This is a genomic window from Sneathiella sp. HT1-7 (genome assembly GCF_020731145.1).
GTDB lineage: Bacteria > Pseudomonadota > Alphaproteobacteria > Sneathiellales > Sneathiellaceae > Sneathiella.
The window spans coordinates 822,274-837,936 of record NZ_JAJFZN010000001.1 but is presented as its reverse complement, the minus strand read 5'-3'; the positions used below and the strand labels follow the sequence as shown (position 1 = coordinate 837,936).

17 protein-coding genes are annotated in these 15,663 nt (G+C 52.4%); 11 read left to right on the top strand and 6 right to left on the bottom strand.

Annotated elements, in window-relative coordinates; genetic code table 11:
* Positions 1-88 precede the first annotated feature (88 nt).
* The 3 genes from LKE13_RS04025 to LKE13_RS04015 are packed head-to-tail and all read left to right on the top strand — an operon-like array spanning position 89 to position 3,609.
* Positions 89-2,131: a thioredoxin domain-containing protein gene (locus tag LKE13_RS04025; RefSeq protein ID WP_227948406.1), complete on the top strand. Its 2,043-nt coding sequence runs from the start codon at positions 89-91 to the stop codon at positions 2,129-2,131.
* Positions 2,118-2,597 (top strand): methylated-DNA--[protein]-cysteine S-methyltransferase, encoded by a 480-nt coding sequence (locus tag LKE13_RS04020; RefSeq protein WP_227948405.1) that lies wholly within the window; start codon positions 2,118-2,120, stop codon positions 2,595-2,597. Before LKE13_RS04025 ends, LKE13_RS04020 begins: the two co-directional genes overlap by 14 nt.
* A gap of 37 nt (positions 2,598-2,634) precedes the next feature.
* Positions 2,635-3,609 carry a quinone oxidoreductase family protein gene (locus tag LKE13_RS04015; protein WP_227948404.1) on the top strand — a complete coding sequence of 325 codons (975 nt, stop codon included), beginning with the start codon at positions 2,635-2,637 and terminating at the stop codon, positions 3,607-3,609.
* Between the two features lie 69 nt (positions 3,610-3,678).
* On the opposite strand, the gene rho is transcribed toward LKE13_RS04015, so the two are convergent.
* The 4 genes from rho to hemE all read right to left on the bottom strand — a co-directional run bounded on the left by rho (position 3,679) and on the right by hemE (position 7,734).
* On the bottom strand, positions 3,679-4,938 hold the full coding sequence (rho, locus tag LKE13_RS04010) for a transcription termination factor Rho (protein ID WP_227948403.1): 1,260 nt from the start codon (positions 4,936-4,938) through the stop codon (positions 3,679-3,681).
* A 212-nt stretch (positions 4,939-5,150) separates the two neighbouring features.
* Complete coding sequence (hemJ, locus tag LKE13_RS04005; protein ID WP_227948402.1) at positions 5,151-5,627, bottom strand: protoporphyrinogen oxidase HemJ; 477 nt, start codon at positions 5,625-5,627, stop codon at positions 5,151-5,153.
* 28 nt (positions 5,628-5,655) lie between these two features.
* A complete protein-coding gene (gene hemH / locus LKE13_RS04000; RefSeq protein ID WP_227948401.1) occupies positions 5,656-6,687 on the bottom strand; it encodes a ferrochelatase in 1,032 nt (343 codons plus the stop codon).
* 9 nt (positions 6,688-6,696) lie between these two features.
* Positions 6,697-7,734: a uroporphyrinogen decarboxylase gene (gene hemE, locus LKE13_RS03995; protein WP_227948400.1), complete on the bottom strand. Its 1,038-nt coding sequence runs from the start codon at positions 7,732-7,734 to the stop codon at positions 6,697-6,699.
* Positions 7,735-8,129: 395 nt separating this feature from the next.
* Between hemE and LKE13_RS03990 the strand changes: the two genes are divergently transcribed.
* The 5 genes from LKE13_RS03990 to dnaQ are packed head-to-tail and all read left to right on the top strand — an operon-like array spanning position 8,130 to position 11,705.
* Positions 8,130-8,963 (top strand): pyruvate, water dikinase regulatory protein, encoded by an 834-nt coding sequence (locus LKE13_RS03990; protein ID WP_227948399.1) that lies wholly within the window; start codon positions 8,130-8,132, stop codon positions 8,961-8,963.
* The gene (locus LKE13_RS03985) at positions 8,960-9,586 is read left to right on the top strand and encodes a Maf family protein (RefSeq protein WP_227948398.1); all 627 of its coding nucleotides are present in this window, start codon (positions 8,960-8,962) and stop codon (positions 9,584-9,586) included. Before LKE13_RS03990 ends, LKE13_RS03985 begins: the two co-directional genes overlap by 4 nt.
* The gene (locus LKE13_RS03980; protein WP_227948397.1) at positions 9,583-10,449 is read left to right on the top strand and encodes a shikimate dehydrogenase; all 867 of its coding nucleotides are present in this window, start codon (positions 9,583-9,585) and stop codon (positions 10,447-10,449) included. The genes LKE13_RS03985 and LKE13_RS03980 overlap by 4 nt, the downstream gene beginning before the upstream one ends.
* Before the next feature lies 1 nt (position 10,450).
* Positions 10,451-11,041, top strand: a complete 591-nt coding sequence (coaE, locus tag LKE13_RS03975; RefSeq protein ID WP_227948396.1) for a dephospho-CoA kinase — start codon at positions 10,451-10,453, stop codon at positions 11,039-11,041.
* Positions 11,034-11,705 (top strand): DNA polymerase III subunit epsilon, encoded by a 672-nt coding sequence (dnaQ, locus tag LKE13_RS03970; protein WP_227948395.1) that lies wholly within the window; start codon positions 11,034-11,036, stop codon positions 11,703-11,705. The genes coaE and dnaQ overlap by 8 nt, the downstream gene beginning before the upstream one ends.
* Positions 11,706-11,714: 9 nt before the next feature.
* On the opposite strand, the gene secB is transcribed toward dnaQ, so the two are convergent.
* Together secB and LKE13_RS03960 are read right to left on the bottom strand one after the other, a co-directional pair.
* Positions 11,715-12,206, bottom strand: coding sequence for a protein-export chaperone SecB (secB, locus tag LKE13_RS03965; RefSeq protein WP_227948394.1), 492 nt, complete (start codon positions 12,204-12,206; stop codon positions 11,715-11,717).
* 96 nt (positions 12,207-12,302) lie between these two features.
* The gene (locus LKE13_RS03960) at positions 12,303-12,800 is read right to left on the bottom strand and encodes an FxsA family protein (RefSeq protein ID WP_227948393.1); all 498 of its coding nucleotides are present in this window, start codon (positions 12,798-12,800) and stop codon (positions 12,303-12,305) included.
* Positions 12,801-12,969: 169 nt separating this feature from the next.
* Here LKE13_RS03960 and LKE13_RS03955 point away from each other — a divergent pair, with 169 nt between their 5' ends.
* Genes LKE13_RS03955 through LKE13_RS03945 form a run of 3 tightly spaced genes read left to right on the top strand, consistent with a single transcriptional unit; the run spans position 12,970 to position 15,622 of the window.
* Positions 12,970-13,662, top strand: coding sequence for a Tim44/TimA family putative adaptor protein (locus LKE13_RS03955; protein ID WP_227948392.1), 693 nt, complete (start codon positions 12,970-12,972; stop codon positions 13,660-13,662).
* Positions 13,663-13,676: 14 nt separating this feature from the next.
* The gene (locus tag LKE13_RS03950) at positions 13,677-14,909 is read left to right on the top strand and encodes a murein transglycosylase A (protein WP_227948391.1); all 1,233 of its coding nucleotides are present in this window, start codon (positions 13,677-13,679) and stop codon (positions 14,907-14,909) included.
* Complete coding sequence (locus LKE13_RS03945; RefSeq protein WP_227948390.1) at positions 14,909-15,622, top strand: TerC family protein; 714 nt, start codon at positions 14,909-14,911, stop codon at positions 15,620-15,622. The genes LKE13_RS03950 and LKE13_RS03945 overlap by 1 nt, the downstream gene beginning before the upstream one ends.
* The last annotated feature ends 41 nt before the right edge of the window (positions 15,623-15,663 follow it).

The window sequence follows — 15,663 nt, the reverse complement described above, 5'->3', positions numbered from 1 at the left end:
CTCATTGATCCGGCGGTGGTTGCTCTGCTACAACAAACGACAATAGCCTCCTATATACCGGAATTGGGGGCCAAGAACAGGATTATAGATGAAAAATTTACTGAAGTTTGAGACCAGTCCCTATCTGCTTCAGCATAAAGACAATCCCGTGCATTGGCAGCCCTGGAGCGCGGAAACGCTCGCGCTCGCCAAAAAAGAGGGGAAACCAATCCTGCTCAGTGTTGGTTACGCGGCCTGTCATTGGTGCCATGTAATGGCCCATGAGAGTTTCGAGAATGAGGAAACCGCCGCGCTGATGAATGATTTGTTTATCAATATCAAGGTGGATCGCGAAGAACGGCCGGATATCGACCAAATCTACCAAAGTGCCCTCGCTCTTTTGGGTGAACAAGGCGGCTGGCCTCTCACCATGTTCCTCAATTCCAATGGAGAGCCTTTCTGGGGCGGGACATATTTTCCACCTGAGAACTCATATGGCCGGCCCGGCTTTCGCAATGTTCTACAGACAGTTTCGGACATCTTCAAGAATGAGCCGGAGAAAGTCACCAAGAACCGCGATGCGCTAAAAACGGCGCTTAAGAGCCTCAATGACACGCAAGAGGGAGAGCGGCCTAAGCTCACATTAGAGGTGCTGGAGCGGATTGCCGCCCGATATGCTGACGAAGCGGACCCGGTTCATGGCGGAATCGGATCGGCGCCCAAATTCCCCCAAACCTATGTATTGGAAAATATCTGGCGGAGCTATCTCCGCACAGGCAATGCGGCACTCTCCGAAGCCGTGATAAAGGCGCTCACCGGCATGTCGCAAGGCGGGATATATGATCATCTGGGCGGAGGTTTCGCGCGCTATTCCACTGATGCAGAGTGGCTCGCACCGCATTTCGAGAAGATGCTCTATGATAATGCGCAAATTCTTGATCTACTCCTGACCGTTCACCATGAAACAAAATCAGAGCTGTTTGAGGAGCGTATCCGCGAGACCGTAGGATGGTTGCTCCGTGAGATGGTGACGGAGGAAGGCGGCTTTGCGGCGACAATCGATGCCGATTCAGAAGGCGTTGAGGGAAAATTCTATACCTGGTCAAAGACGGAAATTGATGAGATTCTCGGGGAACATGCGCCGCATTTCAATGAAGTTTATGGCATTCTTCCTGAAGGGAATTGGGAAAATACTAATATTATCAATCGGTTAAAATATCCGGAACGGCTGGATGAGGAAACCGAAGCGACAATGGCGCCATGGCGCCAGGCGTTATTCGACCATCGTGAAAACCGCATCCGTCCGGGGCTGGATGATAAAGTCCTGACCGACTGGAACGGCCTGATGATTGCCGCCCTCGCCCGCGCGGGACAATATTTTGAGGAGGTGCACTGGATTGATGCGGCGGAGCGCGCCTTCGTCGCCCTCACAACTCATTCCATGGAACCAAATGGTCGGCTTTACCATAGTTACCGACTTGGACGGGCGATGCATACGGGCCTGCTGGATGATTATGCCAATATGGCGCGCGCGGCGCTCACCCTCCGTGAGATCACTGGCAAAGCCTTCTATCTGGAGCGCGCCGAACAATGGACAGAAATCCTGAATGAGCATTTCTGGGACGAGAAAGGTGGCGGATATTTCTATACGGCGGATGACGCAGAGGCATTAATCGTCCGGAGCAAGAATGCGCAGGATAATGCAGTGCCCTCCGGCAATGGCACGATGCTGGAAGTTCTGGCGAAGCTGCATTTACTCTCCGGTGCGCGGGAGCCATTCGAGAAGGCGACCAATCTCTTGCGCTGTTTCTCGGTCGAGCTCGCCCGCAATTTCTTCCCGCTCGCGACCCTTCTCAATAATTTTGAGACGCTGGTCAACGCTCGACAAGTGGTTATTGTTGGCCGTCGGAGTGATGCGGAAGTTATTGATATAATTAATGTTTTAAAGGATATTAGCCTCCCCTCCAAAGTTGTGAATATACTGGAAGATACGGAAAACCTACCCTTCGACCACCCGGCAAAGGGAAAAGGGAAACTCGACGGGAAGCCAACTGTTTATCTCTGCACCGGGCCAACTTGCTCTCCACCAGCAAATAATGTTGCTGCCTTTGCCGCCCTTTTGAAGGAGACCACCGCGCATGGCGCAACTTAGTTTGCATAGCCCTATTGGAGATCTCACCGTGACCGAGGAAGACGGGAAGATCATCTCACTCGATTGGGGATGGGTGCCAACAGAATGGCAACGCACAACACCGCTACTTGAAAAGGCTGTGGCGCAGCTAAATCTCTATTTTGATGGGGAAATTGGCGATTTCGATCTCCCGCTTGATCCACCGGGTACAGAATTCCAGAAAAAAGTCTGGGCAGAGATGCTGAAAATCCCGGCGGGGGAAACCAAAAGCTATGGGGACATCGCCAAAATCCTGAAATCCGCGGCGCAGCCGGTGGGGACTGCCTGTGGCGCGAACCCCATCCCTATTATCATTCCCTGCCACCGGATATTGGCAGCGGGTGGCAAGATGGGCGGATATTCCGGTGATGGAGGTCTGGACACGAAGGAAGCGTTGCTTCGGCTCGAAAAAGCCTTGCCAACTGAGCAACAATCGCTTGATATATAATAGAAATTCGCGGGCGCGATAGATAAAGGACAAGAAAATGACAAAAGCAATCGTACAGCATGAACATGGCGGTCCGGAAACCATGAAATGGGAGGATGTGACCGTTGGTAGTCCAGGTCCTGGAGAGGCACGCGTCCGTCATACAGCTGTTGGCCTTAATTTCATAGATGTATATTTCCGCACGGGTCTTTATCCCGCCCCTCTCCCCATTACGACAGGAATGGAAGCTGCCGGCGTGATTGAGGAGCTGGGCGACGGAGTTACAAATTTCAAGGTTGGGGATCGTGTGGCCTATGCGGGTCGGCCGATCGGGGCCTATTCAGAAGAACGGATTATGCCCGTTGATAACCTGATTGTCCTGCCCGATAGCATTGATGATCAGACGGCCGCGGCGATGATGCTCCAGGGGATGACAACGGAATATCTACTGCAGCGAACGTTTCACGTGAAACAAGGCGATACGATCCTGTTTCACGCGGCGGCGGGCGGTGTTGGTCTCTTTGCCTGTCAATGGGCGAAGCATATCGGCGCGACCATCATCGGCACAGTCGGATCGGAAGAAAAAGCGGAACTGGCCAAGGCCCATGGCTGCACCCATACAATTTTGTACCGGGAAGAAGATTTTCATGAAAAAGTCATGGAAATCACCGACGGCAAAGGCGTTCCCGTGGTTTACGATTCCATAGGCAAGGATACCTTCGAAAAATCCCTCGATTGTCTGTCCCCGCGCGGCCTGATGGTCTCCTTCGGGAATTCGTCGGGGCCGGTTACTGGTGTTGATCTGGGTATTTTAGGCGCAAAAGGCTCCCTCTATGTCACGCGCCCCTCGCTGATGACCTATAACGCGACCCGCCCGGAACTTGAAAAATCTGCAGGCGACATGATGAAACTGGTCGGCAGCGGCGCAATCAAGGTCAATATCGGCCAGACCTATCCCTTGAGCGAGGCCCGCAAGGCCCATGAAGACCTTGAAGGACGCAGAACAACAGGATCAACCGTCTTCACCGTCTGATCCATTTTACTTCCCGACAAAAAAGGCGCCTCAATCGGGCGCCTTTTTTAATGTAACAGTATGATTTTATTACGTATTCATGGAATCGAAGAAGTCGTCATTGGTCTTGCTGGATTTAAGTTTATCGAGCAGGAATTCCATGGCGTCGGTCGTGCCCATCGGGTTGAGGATACGTCGGAGAACCCACATTTTTTGCAAGGTGGCCTTATCAACCAGCAGCTCTTCCTTACGCGTACCGGATTTGGTGATATCGATGGCCGGGAAGACGCGCTTGTCGGAAAGTTTCCGATCAAGGATAATTTCAGAGTTACCCGTGCCCTTGAATTCCTCGAAAATAACTTCGTCCATGCGCGAACCTGTCTCGATCAGGGCGGTGGCGACGATAGTCAGCGATCCCCCCTCCTCGATATTACGGGCGGCACCGAAGAAACGTTTTGGGCGCTGCAGGGCATTGGCATCTACACCACCAGTCAAGACTTTACCACTTGATGGCACAACCGTGTTATAGGCGCGTGCGAGACGCGTGATACTATCGAGCAGGATCACGACATCGCGTTTATGCTCAACCAGGCGCTTCGCCTTTTCAATCACCATTTCGGCAACCTGTACGTGGCGCGAGGCTGGCTCATCAAAGGTGGAACTCACCACTTCGCCGTTTACGGAGCGCTTCATATCCGTCACTTCCTCGGGCCGTTCGTCGATGAGAAGAACGATGAGATAAACTTCCGGGTTATTGGTGGTGATGGAATTGGCAATATTCTGCAACAGAACAGTTTTACCAGTCCGCGGCGGCGCCACGATCAAGGCGCGCTGGCCCTTGCCCTGCGGTGAGACGAGGTCGATCACGCGGGCGGAATTGATATTGTTATCAGTGGGATCAGGGGTTTCCAGCTTGATGCGCTCATCTGGATAAAGCGGGGTCAGGTTATCGAAATTGATCTTGTGACGGGCTTTTTCGGGATCTTCGAAATTAATCTTCTGCACTTTGAGGAGGGCGAAATAACGTTCGCCATCTTTCGGGCTTCTAATCTGCCCTTCCACCGTATCGCCTGTTCGAAGTGAAAAACGTCGTATCTGGCTTGGGCTGACATAGATATCATCCGGTCCGGCGAGATAGTTCGCATCGGGTGAGCGCAAGAAACCGAATCCATCCTGCAAAATTTCAAGCACCCCGCCGCCGGTAATTTCGGCGCCATTTTCGGCCTCATATTTAAGAATGGCGAAAAGCTGTTCCTGCTTACGCAGGGTGGAGGCGTTTTCAATTTCACGCGTTTCCGCCAGTTCAAGGATTTCTGCTGGGGATTTTTTCTTAAGCTCTTGAAGATTCATCTATTTTACTACGCTGTATATGGAAGATAAAGGGATTAAAGGATCAGAATATGACGAGAATGTCGGAAACCGATGAGGTTGGGTCTTATGAAAATTGCTTATGTATTCGTAATGCAATGAGACCGTGGAACAGAGATTGTCCAGTGAAGTTAAGCCTCTATTGCCAGTTTTATCGGAATTAGTCAAATGAAATATGCGAAATTCGGCGGTCGTCAGAAAGGTTTAACAACCACCAAAATCACAATCCCGATTACCAGAACGGTCGGTATCTCATTGACGAGACGGTAGAATTTCGCGGGGCGAGTATTCTCATCCCTCTCAAACTCTTTTCGCCATTTTGACAAATTTCCGTGAAAACCGGCCATCAGAAAGACAAGGGTTAGCTTGAGCCATATCCAGGGCTCACTCCAGTCAACAATGCCGGGCGTGAACAACAGTAAACTGCCAAAAATGAACGTAAATATCATCGCCGGATTGATAATCCCGCGCAAAAGCCGCCGTTCCATGATCTTGAAAGTTTCCGACATCTCAGATCCCGGCGCCGCATCCGCATGATAGACAAAAAGGCGCGGCAGATAAAACATCCCCGCCATCCAGGCAATGACCGAGATGATATGCAGGGATTTCACCCACGGGTAAATATCAGCCAGAATGTCGTCCAAGGTCGGCCCCTCTTGATAAACCGTCAATCACATCCGCTATTTACGGGATTATGCGTCATGACGCCAGCATCAAACAATCTTTAAATCCGGAGGGACAGATCCGGGCGCCACTTTCACTGCCAATACCCGGGCCTGACACGCGTTTCACCATTCCGGCCAAACCATCAATAAAATCCGCATGAACCCCGACCGTATTTACCCGGAGATATTCGTCAACCCCAGCTTTCTTGGCAAGTTTGGCATATTCGATATCCAACTCGACCAGGGTTTCCGAATGCTCTGACACAAAAGCGATGGGAACGATCACCAGACTGATCCCTTCTTCGCCAGCGCGATGGATTTCAGTTTCTGTCGAGGGTTCCAGCCATTTCATCGGCCCGACACGGCTTTGGTAGCAGACTTTCCAGTCAATATTTTCCGCACCCAGTTTTTGGGCGACCTTGTCCGCCGTTTGCTCCACCTGCCATTGATACGGATCACCTTCATCAACGATCTTTTGCGGCAATCCATGCGCAGAAAAAAGCAGCCGGAAGGGTTTACCCTCTAATTCAGCGAGTTTTGGCGCAATCAACTCCGCATAGGCAGAAATCAGACCTTTTTCAGTCGGATAACAACAAAGACCGCCAGTTGGCGCATCAAGACCCACCTTGCTGGCCGTTTCCTGCCAATCTTTCAGGGAAGAGGCGCTGGTTGTTGAAGAAAACTGCGGATAAAGCGGTAGCAATATTACCTCGTCCGGGTTCCAGTCTTTGACCTTCCGCGTAACTTCATCGGCAAAGGGATGCCAATAGCGCATGCAGATAAAAGTCTTATATATATCGCTTGATCCCTCATTGAGCTTGGCTTCGAGGGTGTCGGCCTGCGCCACCGTTTGGGGAAGGATTGGCGAAGATCCACCCAGAAAAGCATAAATTTCCTGCGCGACGGGCGCGCGCCGACGGGAAATCAGCTTTGCCACCAACCAGCGAAGCGGTGTCGGCAAACGGATGATCGCTGGATCATAAAAGAGGTTGAACAGGAAAGGTTCCACCGCCTCCGGCTTATCGGGACCGCCAAGATTGAACAGGACAACCGCTTTTTTTGCCATGGCTTTTCCTTAATCCCCCCGAACAATTTCGGCCAACCGGGCAACATGCTCTGGCGGCGTTTGCGGGACAATCCCGTGACCGAGATTGAAGATAAAAGGATTTTTCCCAAGGGTTTCAAGGATTTGATTGATGCGGTCTTCCATCGCCGAACCACCAGAAACCAGCAGCATCGGATCGAGGTTTCCCTGTACCGGCACCAGGGATTGAACTTCGCGCGCCGCCCAGTCGAGCGGTGTACCCGTATCAAGGCTGACCGCGGTGACTCCTGTCTCTCTCACGAAGTCGATAATGTTACCGCCCACGCCCTTGGGAAAGCCAATGACGGGTAATTCCGGATGTTGGGTACGCAGACCCTCCACAATGCGTTTTGTCGGCTCTATGGCCCATTTCTTAAATTCATTATCGGGGAGTACACCGGCCCAGGTATCAAAAAGCTGGATGACCTCTGCCCCGGCGGCCACTTGCTTGAGAAGATACTCTGTTGTCGACTCAACAAGAATATCCATCAAGGCGCCGAAACCTTGCGGATCACTGTAGGCCCAGTTCTTGATATTGGCATAATCCTTCGATCCCCGACCTTCAACCATATAGGTTGCCACAGTCCAGGGAGATCCGGCAAAGCCGATAAGCGTGCAATCTTTCGGAATTGACTGGCTCAAACGTCCAACAGTCTCATAAACAGGATCGAGGGTTTTATGAATTGCCGTTACATCCAGCTTGCCAAGCTCTTTGGCTGAACGGATGGGATCAAGCACCGGTCCCTCGCCTTCCTTGTACGCAAGCGGTTGACCGAGTGCATGAGGGATGAGCAGAATATCAGCAAAAAGGATAGCGGCGTCCATGCCATAACGACGGAGGGGCTGCAAAGTAACTTCTTCCGCAAGTTTCGGGTTATAGCAAAGATCGAGAAAGTTACCTGCATCCGCGCGGGTTGCACGATATTCGGGAAGATAGCGTCCTGCCTGACGCATTAGCCAGAAAGGTGGTCTTGCTTGTACGTCTCCTGACAGGCTTTTCAGCAGGGGCTTGTTTGATGAAACTTTCACGCTTCTTCCTTCCCGGAATCTTATCCCTTTAAATAATATATTTAAATAAAAGGTAGTAGTTGTTGTTGTATGCCGTGGGTAACGGGGATTAAATTTTATCCCCGCCCTTTATAGAAATTCTGGGGATAAAATCCAGTTTTTCACATAGTCGTTGATATCTACGTGATAAAGGCAGTTTTGGCTCACATAAAAATCGGGGATAACGGGGATAAGTCATTTTCGTTTATCAAACATCAAAAATATACCCGTTTTTCGATAACGCGATTTTCCTTTTCCCACAGACGGACAAGTAGGCACCTAAAAAAAGCTCTAGCGGGGAGAAAAATTTTGGGTTTTCCCAGATAGCCATGTTATCCCTGTTATTCACATTACTCACAGGATAACCACGCAGCAATATGGATCAATTTCATCTTCATCTGGTGTCGGATTCAACCGGGGAAACCTTGCAATCCATGACCAAAGCCGCCTTGGTTCAGTTTGAGGGGATTTCACCTGTCGAGCATGTCTGGACATTAACACGGACTGTACGTCAATTGGATGATATCCTTGAATCCATTGTAAAAAAACCGGGGCTCGTGCTCTATACGCTGGTCAATAAGGAAATGCGCGATGTGCTGGAGCTGGGTTGCCAGAGGGTCGGCGTACCTTGCGTCTCTGTGCTGGATCCCGTGTTGGCGGCCTTCTCCAATTTTCTGGGTCAGGAAATTCGTCGCCTGCCCGGTCGGCAGCATATGCTGGACAAGAATTATTTCGGCCGGATCGAGGCTTTGAACTTCACCATGGCTCATGATGATGGCCAGATGACGGATGATTTGTATGAGGCGCAGATCGTTCTTGTCGGGGTGTCGCGTACGTCGAAAACGCCGACGTCCTTCTATCTTGCCCATCGCGGTTATAAGACGGCGAATATCCCGATCGTGCCCAGTATACCCTTGCCGGAGTCCCTTTTTAACCTCAATAAAAGGACAATGGTCGTTGGCCTGACAACTAGCCCGGACCGCCTCTCGCAGATCCGCAAGAACCGCTTGCTTAGCCTCAACCAGAAGGTCGATACGGACTATGTAGACCGCGAACGGATCAAGGAAGAGGTGATTTTTGCGCGTAAACTCTGCACCCGGGAAGGATGGCCGGTCATTGATGTTTCCCGCCGCTCGGTGGAGGAAACAGCAGCCCAGATCATCACCCTTTTTAACCGCCGCACGGAAGAAACCAGGGACAGAATGCTGTGAGTGGGGAAAAATTGGAGAATTCTGGGCCAGAACTTGTCCTGGCATCGCAGAGTATGTCTCGCGCCCGGATATTGGAGCGCGCGGGCCTTAGTTTTAATATCTTACCGGCAAATGTAGATGAGGATGAGGTCAAACACGCCATGCGGGGCGCCAAGGCGCCCGCGTCAGACACGGCAGTGGCATTGGCTGAACTCAAAGCATCCCGCGTGTCCCGGCAAATACCGGAAGCGTTTGTCATTGGCGCAGACCAGATCCTTGATTGCAACGACATCTGGTTCGACAAACCGGTGGATATGGATCATGCGCGGGCGCATTTGCTCAGTTTGCGAGGGAAAACGCATCGTCTCGCCAATGCGGTCTGCGTTGCCAAGGGCGGGGCCGTTATTTGGCGGCATGTGGATGAAGCACGCCTGACCATGCGCAATTTCGACGAAGATTTTCTCGACCGCTACCTCGCAGGGGCGGGAGAAGATATCCTCTCCTCCGTCGGAGCTTATCAGCTCGAAGGGTTGGGTGCGCATCTTTTTGCGAAGGTGGAGGGGGATTTCTTCTCCATTCTCGGGCTGCCACTCCTGCCATTGCTTGACTTCTTGCGCGGTCATAAAATCGGGATATCTGCATGATGGATGACAAGAAAAAAATCGCTGGTGTGATGGGGTGGCCGATCAGCCATTCCCTTTCCCCCCGACTGCATGGCTACTGGATTGAAAAATACGGCCTTAATGCGGATTATCGTGCCTGGCCAGTGAAGCCCGAAGACCTTCGTGAGACGTTTTCGCAGTTAAAAGAAGACTGCGCGGCGGAAGGTGGCATTTTTCGCGGCACAAATCTCACCATCCCGCTTAAGGAAACGGCGTTTGAGGTGGTTGATATCCTCGATCCGTCCGCAAAACGCATCGGCGCGGTCAATACAGTTGTTGTGGGTGAAGATGGCGCCCTTACGGGGCGGAATACAGACGGGGTCGGCTTCACGGACTCGCTTGGTGAGGAAATGGACGTCACGACGCTTTCGGGCGGAACGGCGCTTATTCTGGGCGCGGGAGGTGCGTCGCGCGCGATTGCCGTCGCGTTGAGTGATCTCGGCCTTGAGAAAATTATCATCTGTAACCGGTCGGAGGCGCGGGCGGAAATTCTCGCGGGGCATATCGGTGACATTGCCCGCGCTGGCCCATGGGATCGTCGTTCCTCCCTATTGGAGGGGGCGGATATCCTTGTCAATTGCACCAGTCTTGGCATGACCGGTCAGCCACCGCTCGAAATCTCGCTTGGGGGATTGAAAAAGACGGCAGTTGTCAGCGATATTGTTTATGTCCCGCTGGAAACGGACCTGTTGAAAAGGACGCGGCGACAGGGAAATATCGGAGTGGATGGCCTCGGCATGCTGCTGCATCAGGCAAAGGCGGGGTTTGAGGCCTGGTTCGGTGTAACACCCGAAGTGGACAACGGGTTGCGCCGTCATGTGCTGGATGGATTGAAAGGGAATTAACATGTTGCTCGTGGGCCTGACCGGATCTATCGGCATGGGAAAATCAACCGTGGCCGGGATGTTTCGCAAACTCGGCATTCCCGTTTATGATGCGGATGCGGAAATTCACAAGCTTTATGCCAAGGGGGGCGCCGGCGTAGAGCCGATCCGGTCGGCCTTTCCCGATGCGGTGGTCGATGATCAGGTGGACCGCCAACGGCTCAGCAAGCTAGTCGTTGGCAATGACGCAGAGATTGAGCGGCTGGAGAAGGTTATTCATCCGCTTCTATCCGATGGCCGCGCGGCCTTTTTTGAGCAGGCGCAGAAAGAGGGCCATACTCTTGTCGTGCTTGATATTCCGCTGATATTTGAAACGGGCGGTGAAGACCGGGTACATAAGATTGTTGTTGTCTCCGCCCCTGCCCATGTGCAGCGGTCGCGGGTGCTGGACCGGCCTGAAATGACGGAGGATAAGTTCGAGGCGATCCTCGCCCGTCAGGTTGATGATGCGGAAAAGCGCGAAAAGGCGGATTTTGTTATCGACACCCATCGCAGCATGGAAGAAACTTTTATGCAGATCAAGGAACTGGTGGAACATTTAAAAGATGCGTGAAATCGTCCTGGATACGGAAACAACGGGATTTGAGCCCGCGGACGGGGATCGGATCGTCGAAATCGGCTGTATCGAGCTCTACAATCATATCCCGACGGGAGAGACCTATCATCGATATATCAATCCGGAACGCGATATGCCTGAGGCGGCCTTCAAGGTGCATGGCCTCAGCGCGGAATTTCTAAAGGGCCATAAAGTGATCGCGGAGGAAATCGATGGTTTCCTCGACTTTATTGGCGATGACAAGCTCGTTATTCACAACGCGTCGTTCGATATGAAGTTTCTGAACGCGGAGCTGGCCCTTCTTGGTCGTCCGACCCTTCCCATGACCCAGAGTATTGATACTGTCACTATGGCGCGGAAGAAATTTCCTGGCGCACAGGCCAATCTTGATGCGCTTTGTCGCCGTTTCGGCATCGATAACTCGGCGCGAACCAAGCATGGCGCGCTTCTTGATGCGGAATTGCTGGCAGAAGTCTATCTGGAGCTGATCGGCGGGCGGCAGCGCGGGCTATCGCTTGAGGATAGCGGCGCTGGTGTGGTCTCCAATGTTGCGAAGGAAGTCCGCCCGCCCCGCCCGCATAACGCGAGCGATGCGGAGCGCGCCGCCCATGCCGCCTTTTTAGAGAAGATCAAGGACCCCCTCTGGCGGCAATCGTCGTAAAAGACGTCTTTAGGCGTGACCGGCGGGCTGCTGTTGCGCGGCGATCTGGTTTTTATGGTCCTGATACAGCCGGTTGAAGTCAATTGGATCAAGCATCAATGGGGAATAGCCGCCGTCCCGTGTGGCATCGGCAATAACACGCCGGGCAAACGGGAAAAGAAGCCGTGGGCATTCGATCATGCACACCATTTCGAGGGTGTCCGCCGGGAAATCCTTGAGCATGAACAAACCGCCATAGACCAGCTCGACCACGAAAGCCGCTTCTTCGCCATGATTGCCTTTTGCTTCAATGCGGAGTTCCACCTCATAGAGGTCATTGCCGCCTGCACGCGCCTGAATATTGACCGCAAGCTCGACCTGCGGCTGACCTTTGTCGGGATCGAGGCTGGCGGGTGCATTCGGGTTCTCGAAGGAAATATCTTTTACATACTGGCGAACAATCGCAAGGGAAGGCTGCGTCTGGCCTTCTGTTCCGCCGGGGGCGGTTCCTTCATCTGACATGAACGGGTCACTCCTATAAATATATGGGCCGTCTCGGCCTGCGGGATTTGCCAAAGTGGCTATCATGGATGCGTCGGACCGGCAAGTCCGGAGCGATTATTTTTCTTTATTCCAGGGACTGTCGGGGTTGGGTTCACTGCGATTCTCGATCGATGCGGGATCATCCTCAATCACTTCATATTCGCCATCGATAACGGTGCCGCCGCTTTTACGCCGGGTTTGATGCATGCCGGCGGCGACAAAATTTGAATGCTGCGCCATATAGGCGGCGAGCGCCCGACGGAGAGGCGGAATCAGCAACAAAAAGCCGATCGCATCAGTCACGAAGCCCGGTATAATCAGGAACAGACCGGCCAGCGCCAGAAATATTCCTTCAAAGATTTCATTGACCGGCGTTTCCTGTCGATCGAGCGCCGCGCGTGCGCGCATAAGCACGCCAAGACCCTGTATTCGGATCAGGAAAACGCCGATAAGAGCCGTGACGATGGTGATGATGACGGTGTTGAGCGCCCCGATTTCGCTACCGACTTGCACGAAGACCAGGATTTCGATCAGGGGAATACCGATCAGGGCCGCTAAAAACAATAAAGCCAAACTTGTTTATCCCTAACAAAGTTTCTATGTAACAGACAGGCGTGCAGGAAGTGGAGCGGTTGATAAGATACTGGACCTTGACCAACTAACCCTTTAACTTCTTATACAGACCTATCCTTTACATAAGGGTTATTGGACATTTTACCAAACCCAATTTGAAGATATCATTATGGACAACGGCTTTCAGTTCCTGGACATTATTTTGCTCGCGGCAGTTGCCGGATTTATTTTCCTACGGCTTCGCAGTGTGCTGGGCCGACGCATGGGCCATGAACAATCCCCACGCGAGGAGAAGCCACGCCGCCCGGTTGAAGGGCACAAAGGCGACTTAGAAGATAAGCCGAAGGAGGATAATGTTGTCCTTTTGGGTGACAATGCCCGAAACGTGGAGCCAAGCCCGTTTGCGGGCGCGCCCCTGATGATGACGCTTAGTAAAATACGGCAGCTCGACAAGACATTTGATCAGCGAACATTCGTTGAAGGGGCCCAGGCCGCCTATGAGGCGATTGTTGTGGCGTTTGCCAAAGGTGACCGAGACACGCTGAAAATGCTGCTTTCCGAGACAGTGTATGAGAATTTCGAACGCTCCATTCAGGAACGTGAAGATCGCAATGAAGTCATGTCGACGGATATCATCGCGGTTCATTCCGCTGAAATCACGGACGCTACGCTGGAAGGCAAGGAAGCCGAGATCACTGTCACGTTCGAGGCTGAGATGATCAGCATGACCAAGGATGAGGAAGGTGTCGTCGTCGCAGGGGATCCGCAGCCGCATACGGTGAATGAGCTCTGGACGTTCGCGCGCAACCTTAAATCCCGCAATCCGAACTGGCTGTTGATTACCACCCGCCGCGCAAACTAGGTCTCTGCTTAAAAATGCTGTTGCGTCCGTTCTTTTCCATCAATCGAAAAACCGGCGCCGGGCTGATTCTGATTACAGTTCTTCTTGTGGCGATTGCTATCTGGTATTTTCAGGTAAAACCACCAGCGGAAGATAACCTTACCCTTGAAAAAGCGGATTTTTCCTCCCTTCCCGGCTGGGATAAAGAGGACTTTACAGGCTTCTTTCCTGCTCTCCTGAAATCCTGCGAAAAAATAAATCGTCTGCCTGAAACCCTCGGAATGGGCGGCATTGGCTTGGCGGGCACCGCCGGGGATTGGCAACCGCTCTGCGCTGCCGCCATGGCGCTACCGCCTGATAATAGCGTGCGGCGACATTTTTTTGAAAATAACTTCACGCCTTTCCAGATCCTCAATAATGAGCAAAAATCCGGCCTTTTCACCGGCTATTACGAAGCGAGCCTGAAAGGTAGCCGCGAAAAAGAGCCCCCTTATCTTACGCCGCTTTACTTGCGCCCACCCGAGTTGGTGATGGTTGATCTTGGTCGGTTTCGTGACGAACTTAAAGGGCAGCGCATCGCCGGCAAGGTAGAGGGTGGAAACTTGCTCCCCTATCCGGACCGCACGGACATTGAAAGCGGAGCCCTTGCTGACCGGGAGTTGGAACTTGTCTGGGTGGATAGCGATATCGACGCCTTCTTCCTGCATATCCAGGGGTCTGGGCTGGTCGAGATGGCAGATGGCAGCGAACTCCGTGTTGGTTACGCCGCGCAGAACGGCCATCCCTATTTCGCCATTGGTCGCGACCTGATCGAAAATGGCTATGTCCCGCGCGAAGAAATGTCGATGCAGGCAATCAGGACTTGGCTTGAGGAAAACCCCGATAAAGCAACGGAACTGATGCAGAAGAACGCGTCCTTTGTGTTTTTCCGCGAGCTTGAAACGGGTGGCCCTATCGGCGCGCAAGGGGTGGAGCTGACGCCTGAGCGTAGCCTCGCCGTGGATCGCAAATGGTTGCCGCTTGGTGTACCGCTCTGGCTCGCAACCGAAGTTGCTCCTGCATCCAGCAGTGCGGAAGTTGAAAAATTCGAACGATTGATGATGGCGCAGGATACGGGCGGGGCCATTGTCGGCCCGGTGCGCGGTGATGTCTTTTGGGGCCATGGCGACTATGCTTATGATATGTCCGGCGGCATGAAGAGCGAAGGCGAACTCTGGATCTTGCTGCCGAACGCGCTGGCCGCGGCGGTAGCGGGCACAGAAGGCTAATGGAATTCCTGACCGACTATGCGCTTTGGGCAAGTTTTCTGTCGCTTACCGCACTGGAAGTTGTGCTTGGCATCGATAATGTTGTTTTTATTGCTCTGCTGGTCAATCACCTGCCAGAAGAGAAACGCCAAAAAGCGCGGGTTATCGGGATCTTGCTCGCGTTGTTCATGCGGATTGCGTTATTGTTCTGCGCCATCTGGCTAATTGGCCTGAAAGAACCCTGGGTCGAGTTTTTTGGACATCCCTTTTCCGGCAAGGATTTTCTCATGATAGGGGGCGGGCTGTTCCTGATCGCGAAGGGAACGACAAGCATCCATGATGAAATTTCCGAAGATCCGAAAGAGAACTACAAAAGTTATTCTGCGGGCTTTCAAATGACTATTCTGCAGGTCATTTTCATAGATTTCATCTTTTCGTTCGATTCCATCATCACGGCTGTCGGCCTGACTAACAATATCTGGGTGATTATCGCGGCAATGGTTGTTGCGATGCTGGTGATGCTGTTTTCATCAAAATTCATAGCAGAATTTATCGACGAACATCCAACCCTTAAAATGCTGGCCCTTTCCTTCATTATGATGATTGGTGTTTTTCTCGTTGCGGAGGGTCTCGGGTTTCATGTACCGAGAGGGTATATCTATTTCGGCATGGCCTTTTCCCTCGGGGTGGAAATCCTCAATATGTTGGTCAAGCGTCGGAAAACCCCACGCTAAGATTACTGGCGAAATCAGTGAGCAGACGGTATAGTTTTTTG

Excerpts from the sequence above, each read along its gene's own strand:
- LKE13_RS04025 (WP_227948406.1), top strand. The coding sequence starts at position 89 with ATGAAAAATTTACTGAAGTTTGAGACCAGTCCCTATCTGCTTCAGCAT.
- LKE13_RS04020 (WP_227948405.1), top strand. The coding sequence starts at position 2,118 with ATGGCGCAACTTAGTTTGCATAGCCCTATTGGAGATCTCACCGTGACC.
- LKE13_RS04015 (WP_227948404.1), top strand. The coding sequence starts at position 2,635 with ATGACAAAAGCAATCGTACAGCATGAACATGGCGGTCCGGAAACCATG.
- rho (WP_227948403.1), bottom strand. The coding sequence starts at position 4,938 with ATGAATCTTCAAGAGCTTAAGAAAAAATCCCCAGCAGAAATCCTTGAA.
- hemH (WP_227948401.1), bottom strand. The coding sequence starts at position 6,687 with ATGGCAAAAAAAGCGGTTGTCCTGTTCAATCTTGGCGGTCCCGATAAG.
- LKE13_RS03990 (WP_227948399.1), top strand. The coding sequence starts at position 8,130 with ATGGATCAATTTCATCTTCATCTGGTGTCGGATTCAACCGGGGAAACC.
- LKE13_RS03980 (WP_227948397.1), top strand. The coding sequence starts at position 9,583 with ATGATGGATGACAAGAAAAAAATCGCTGGTGTGATGGGGTGGCCGATC.
- coaE (WP_227948396.1), top strand. The coding sequence starts at position 10,451 with ATGTTGCTCGTGGGCCTGACCGGATCTATCGGCATGGGAAAATCAACC.
- dnaQ (WP_227948395.1), top strand. The coding sequence starts at position 11,034 with ATGCGTGAAATCGTCCTGGATACGGAAACAACGGGATTTGAGCCCGCG.
- secB (WP_227948394.1), bottom strand. The coding sequence starts at position 12,206 with ATGTCAGATGAAGGAACCGCCCCCGGCGGAACAGAAGGCCAGACGCAG.
- LKE13_RS03955 (WP_227948392.1), top strand. The coding sequence starts at position 12,970 with ATGGACAACGGCTTTCAGTTCCTGGACATTATTTTGCTCGCGGCAGTT.
- LKE13_RS03950 (WP_227948391.1), top strand. The coding sequence starts at position 13,677 with ATGCTGTTGCGTCCGTTCTTTTCCATCAATCGAAAAACCGGCGCCGGG.
- LKE13_RS03945 (WP_227948390.1), top strand. The coding sequence starts at position 14,909 with ATGGAATTCCTGACCGACTATGCGCTTTGGGCAAGTTTTCTGTCGCTT.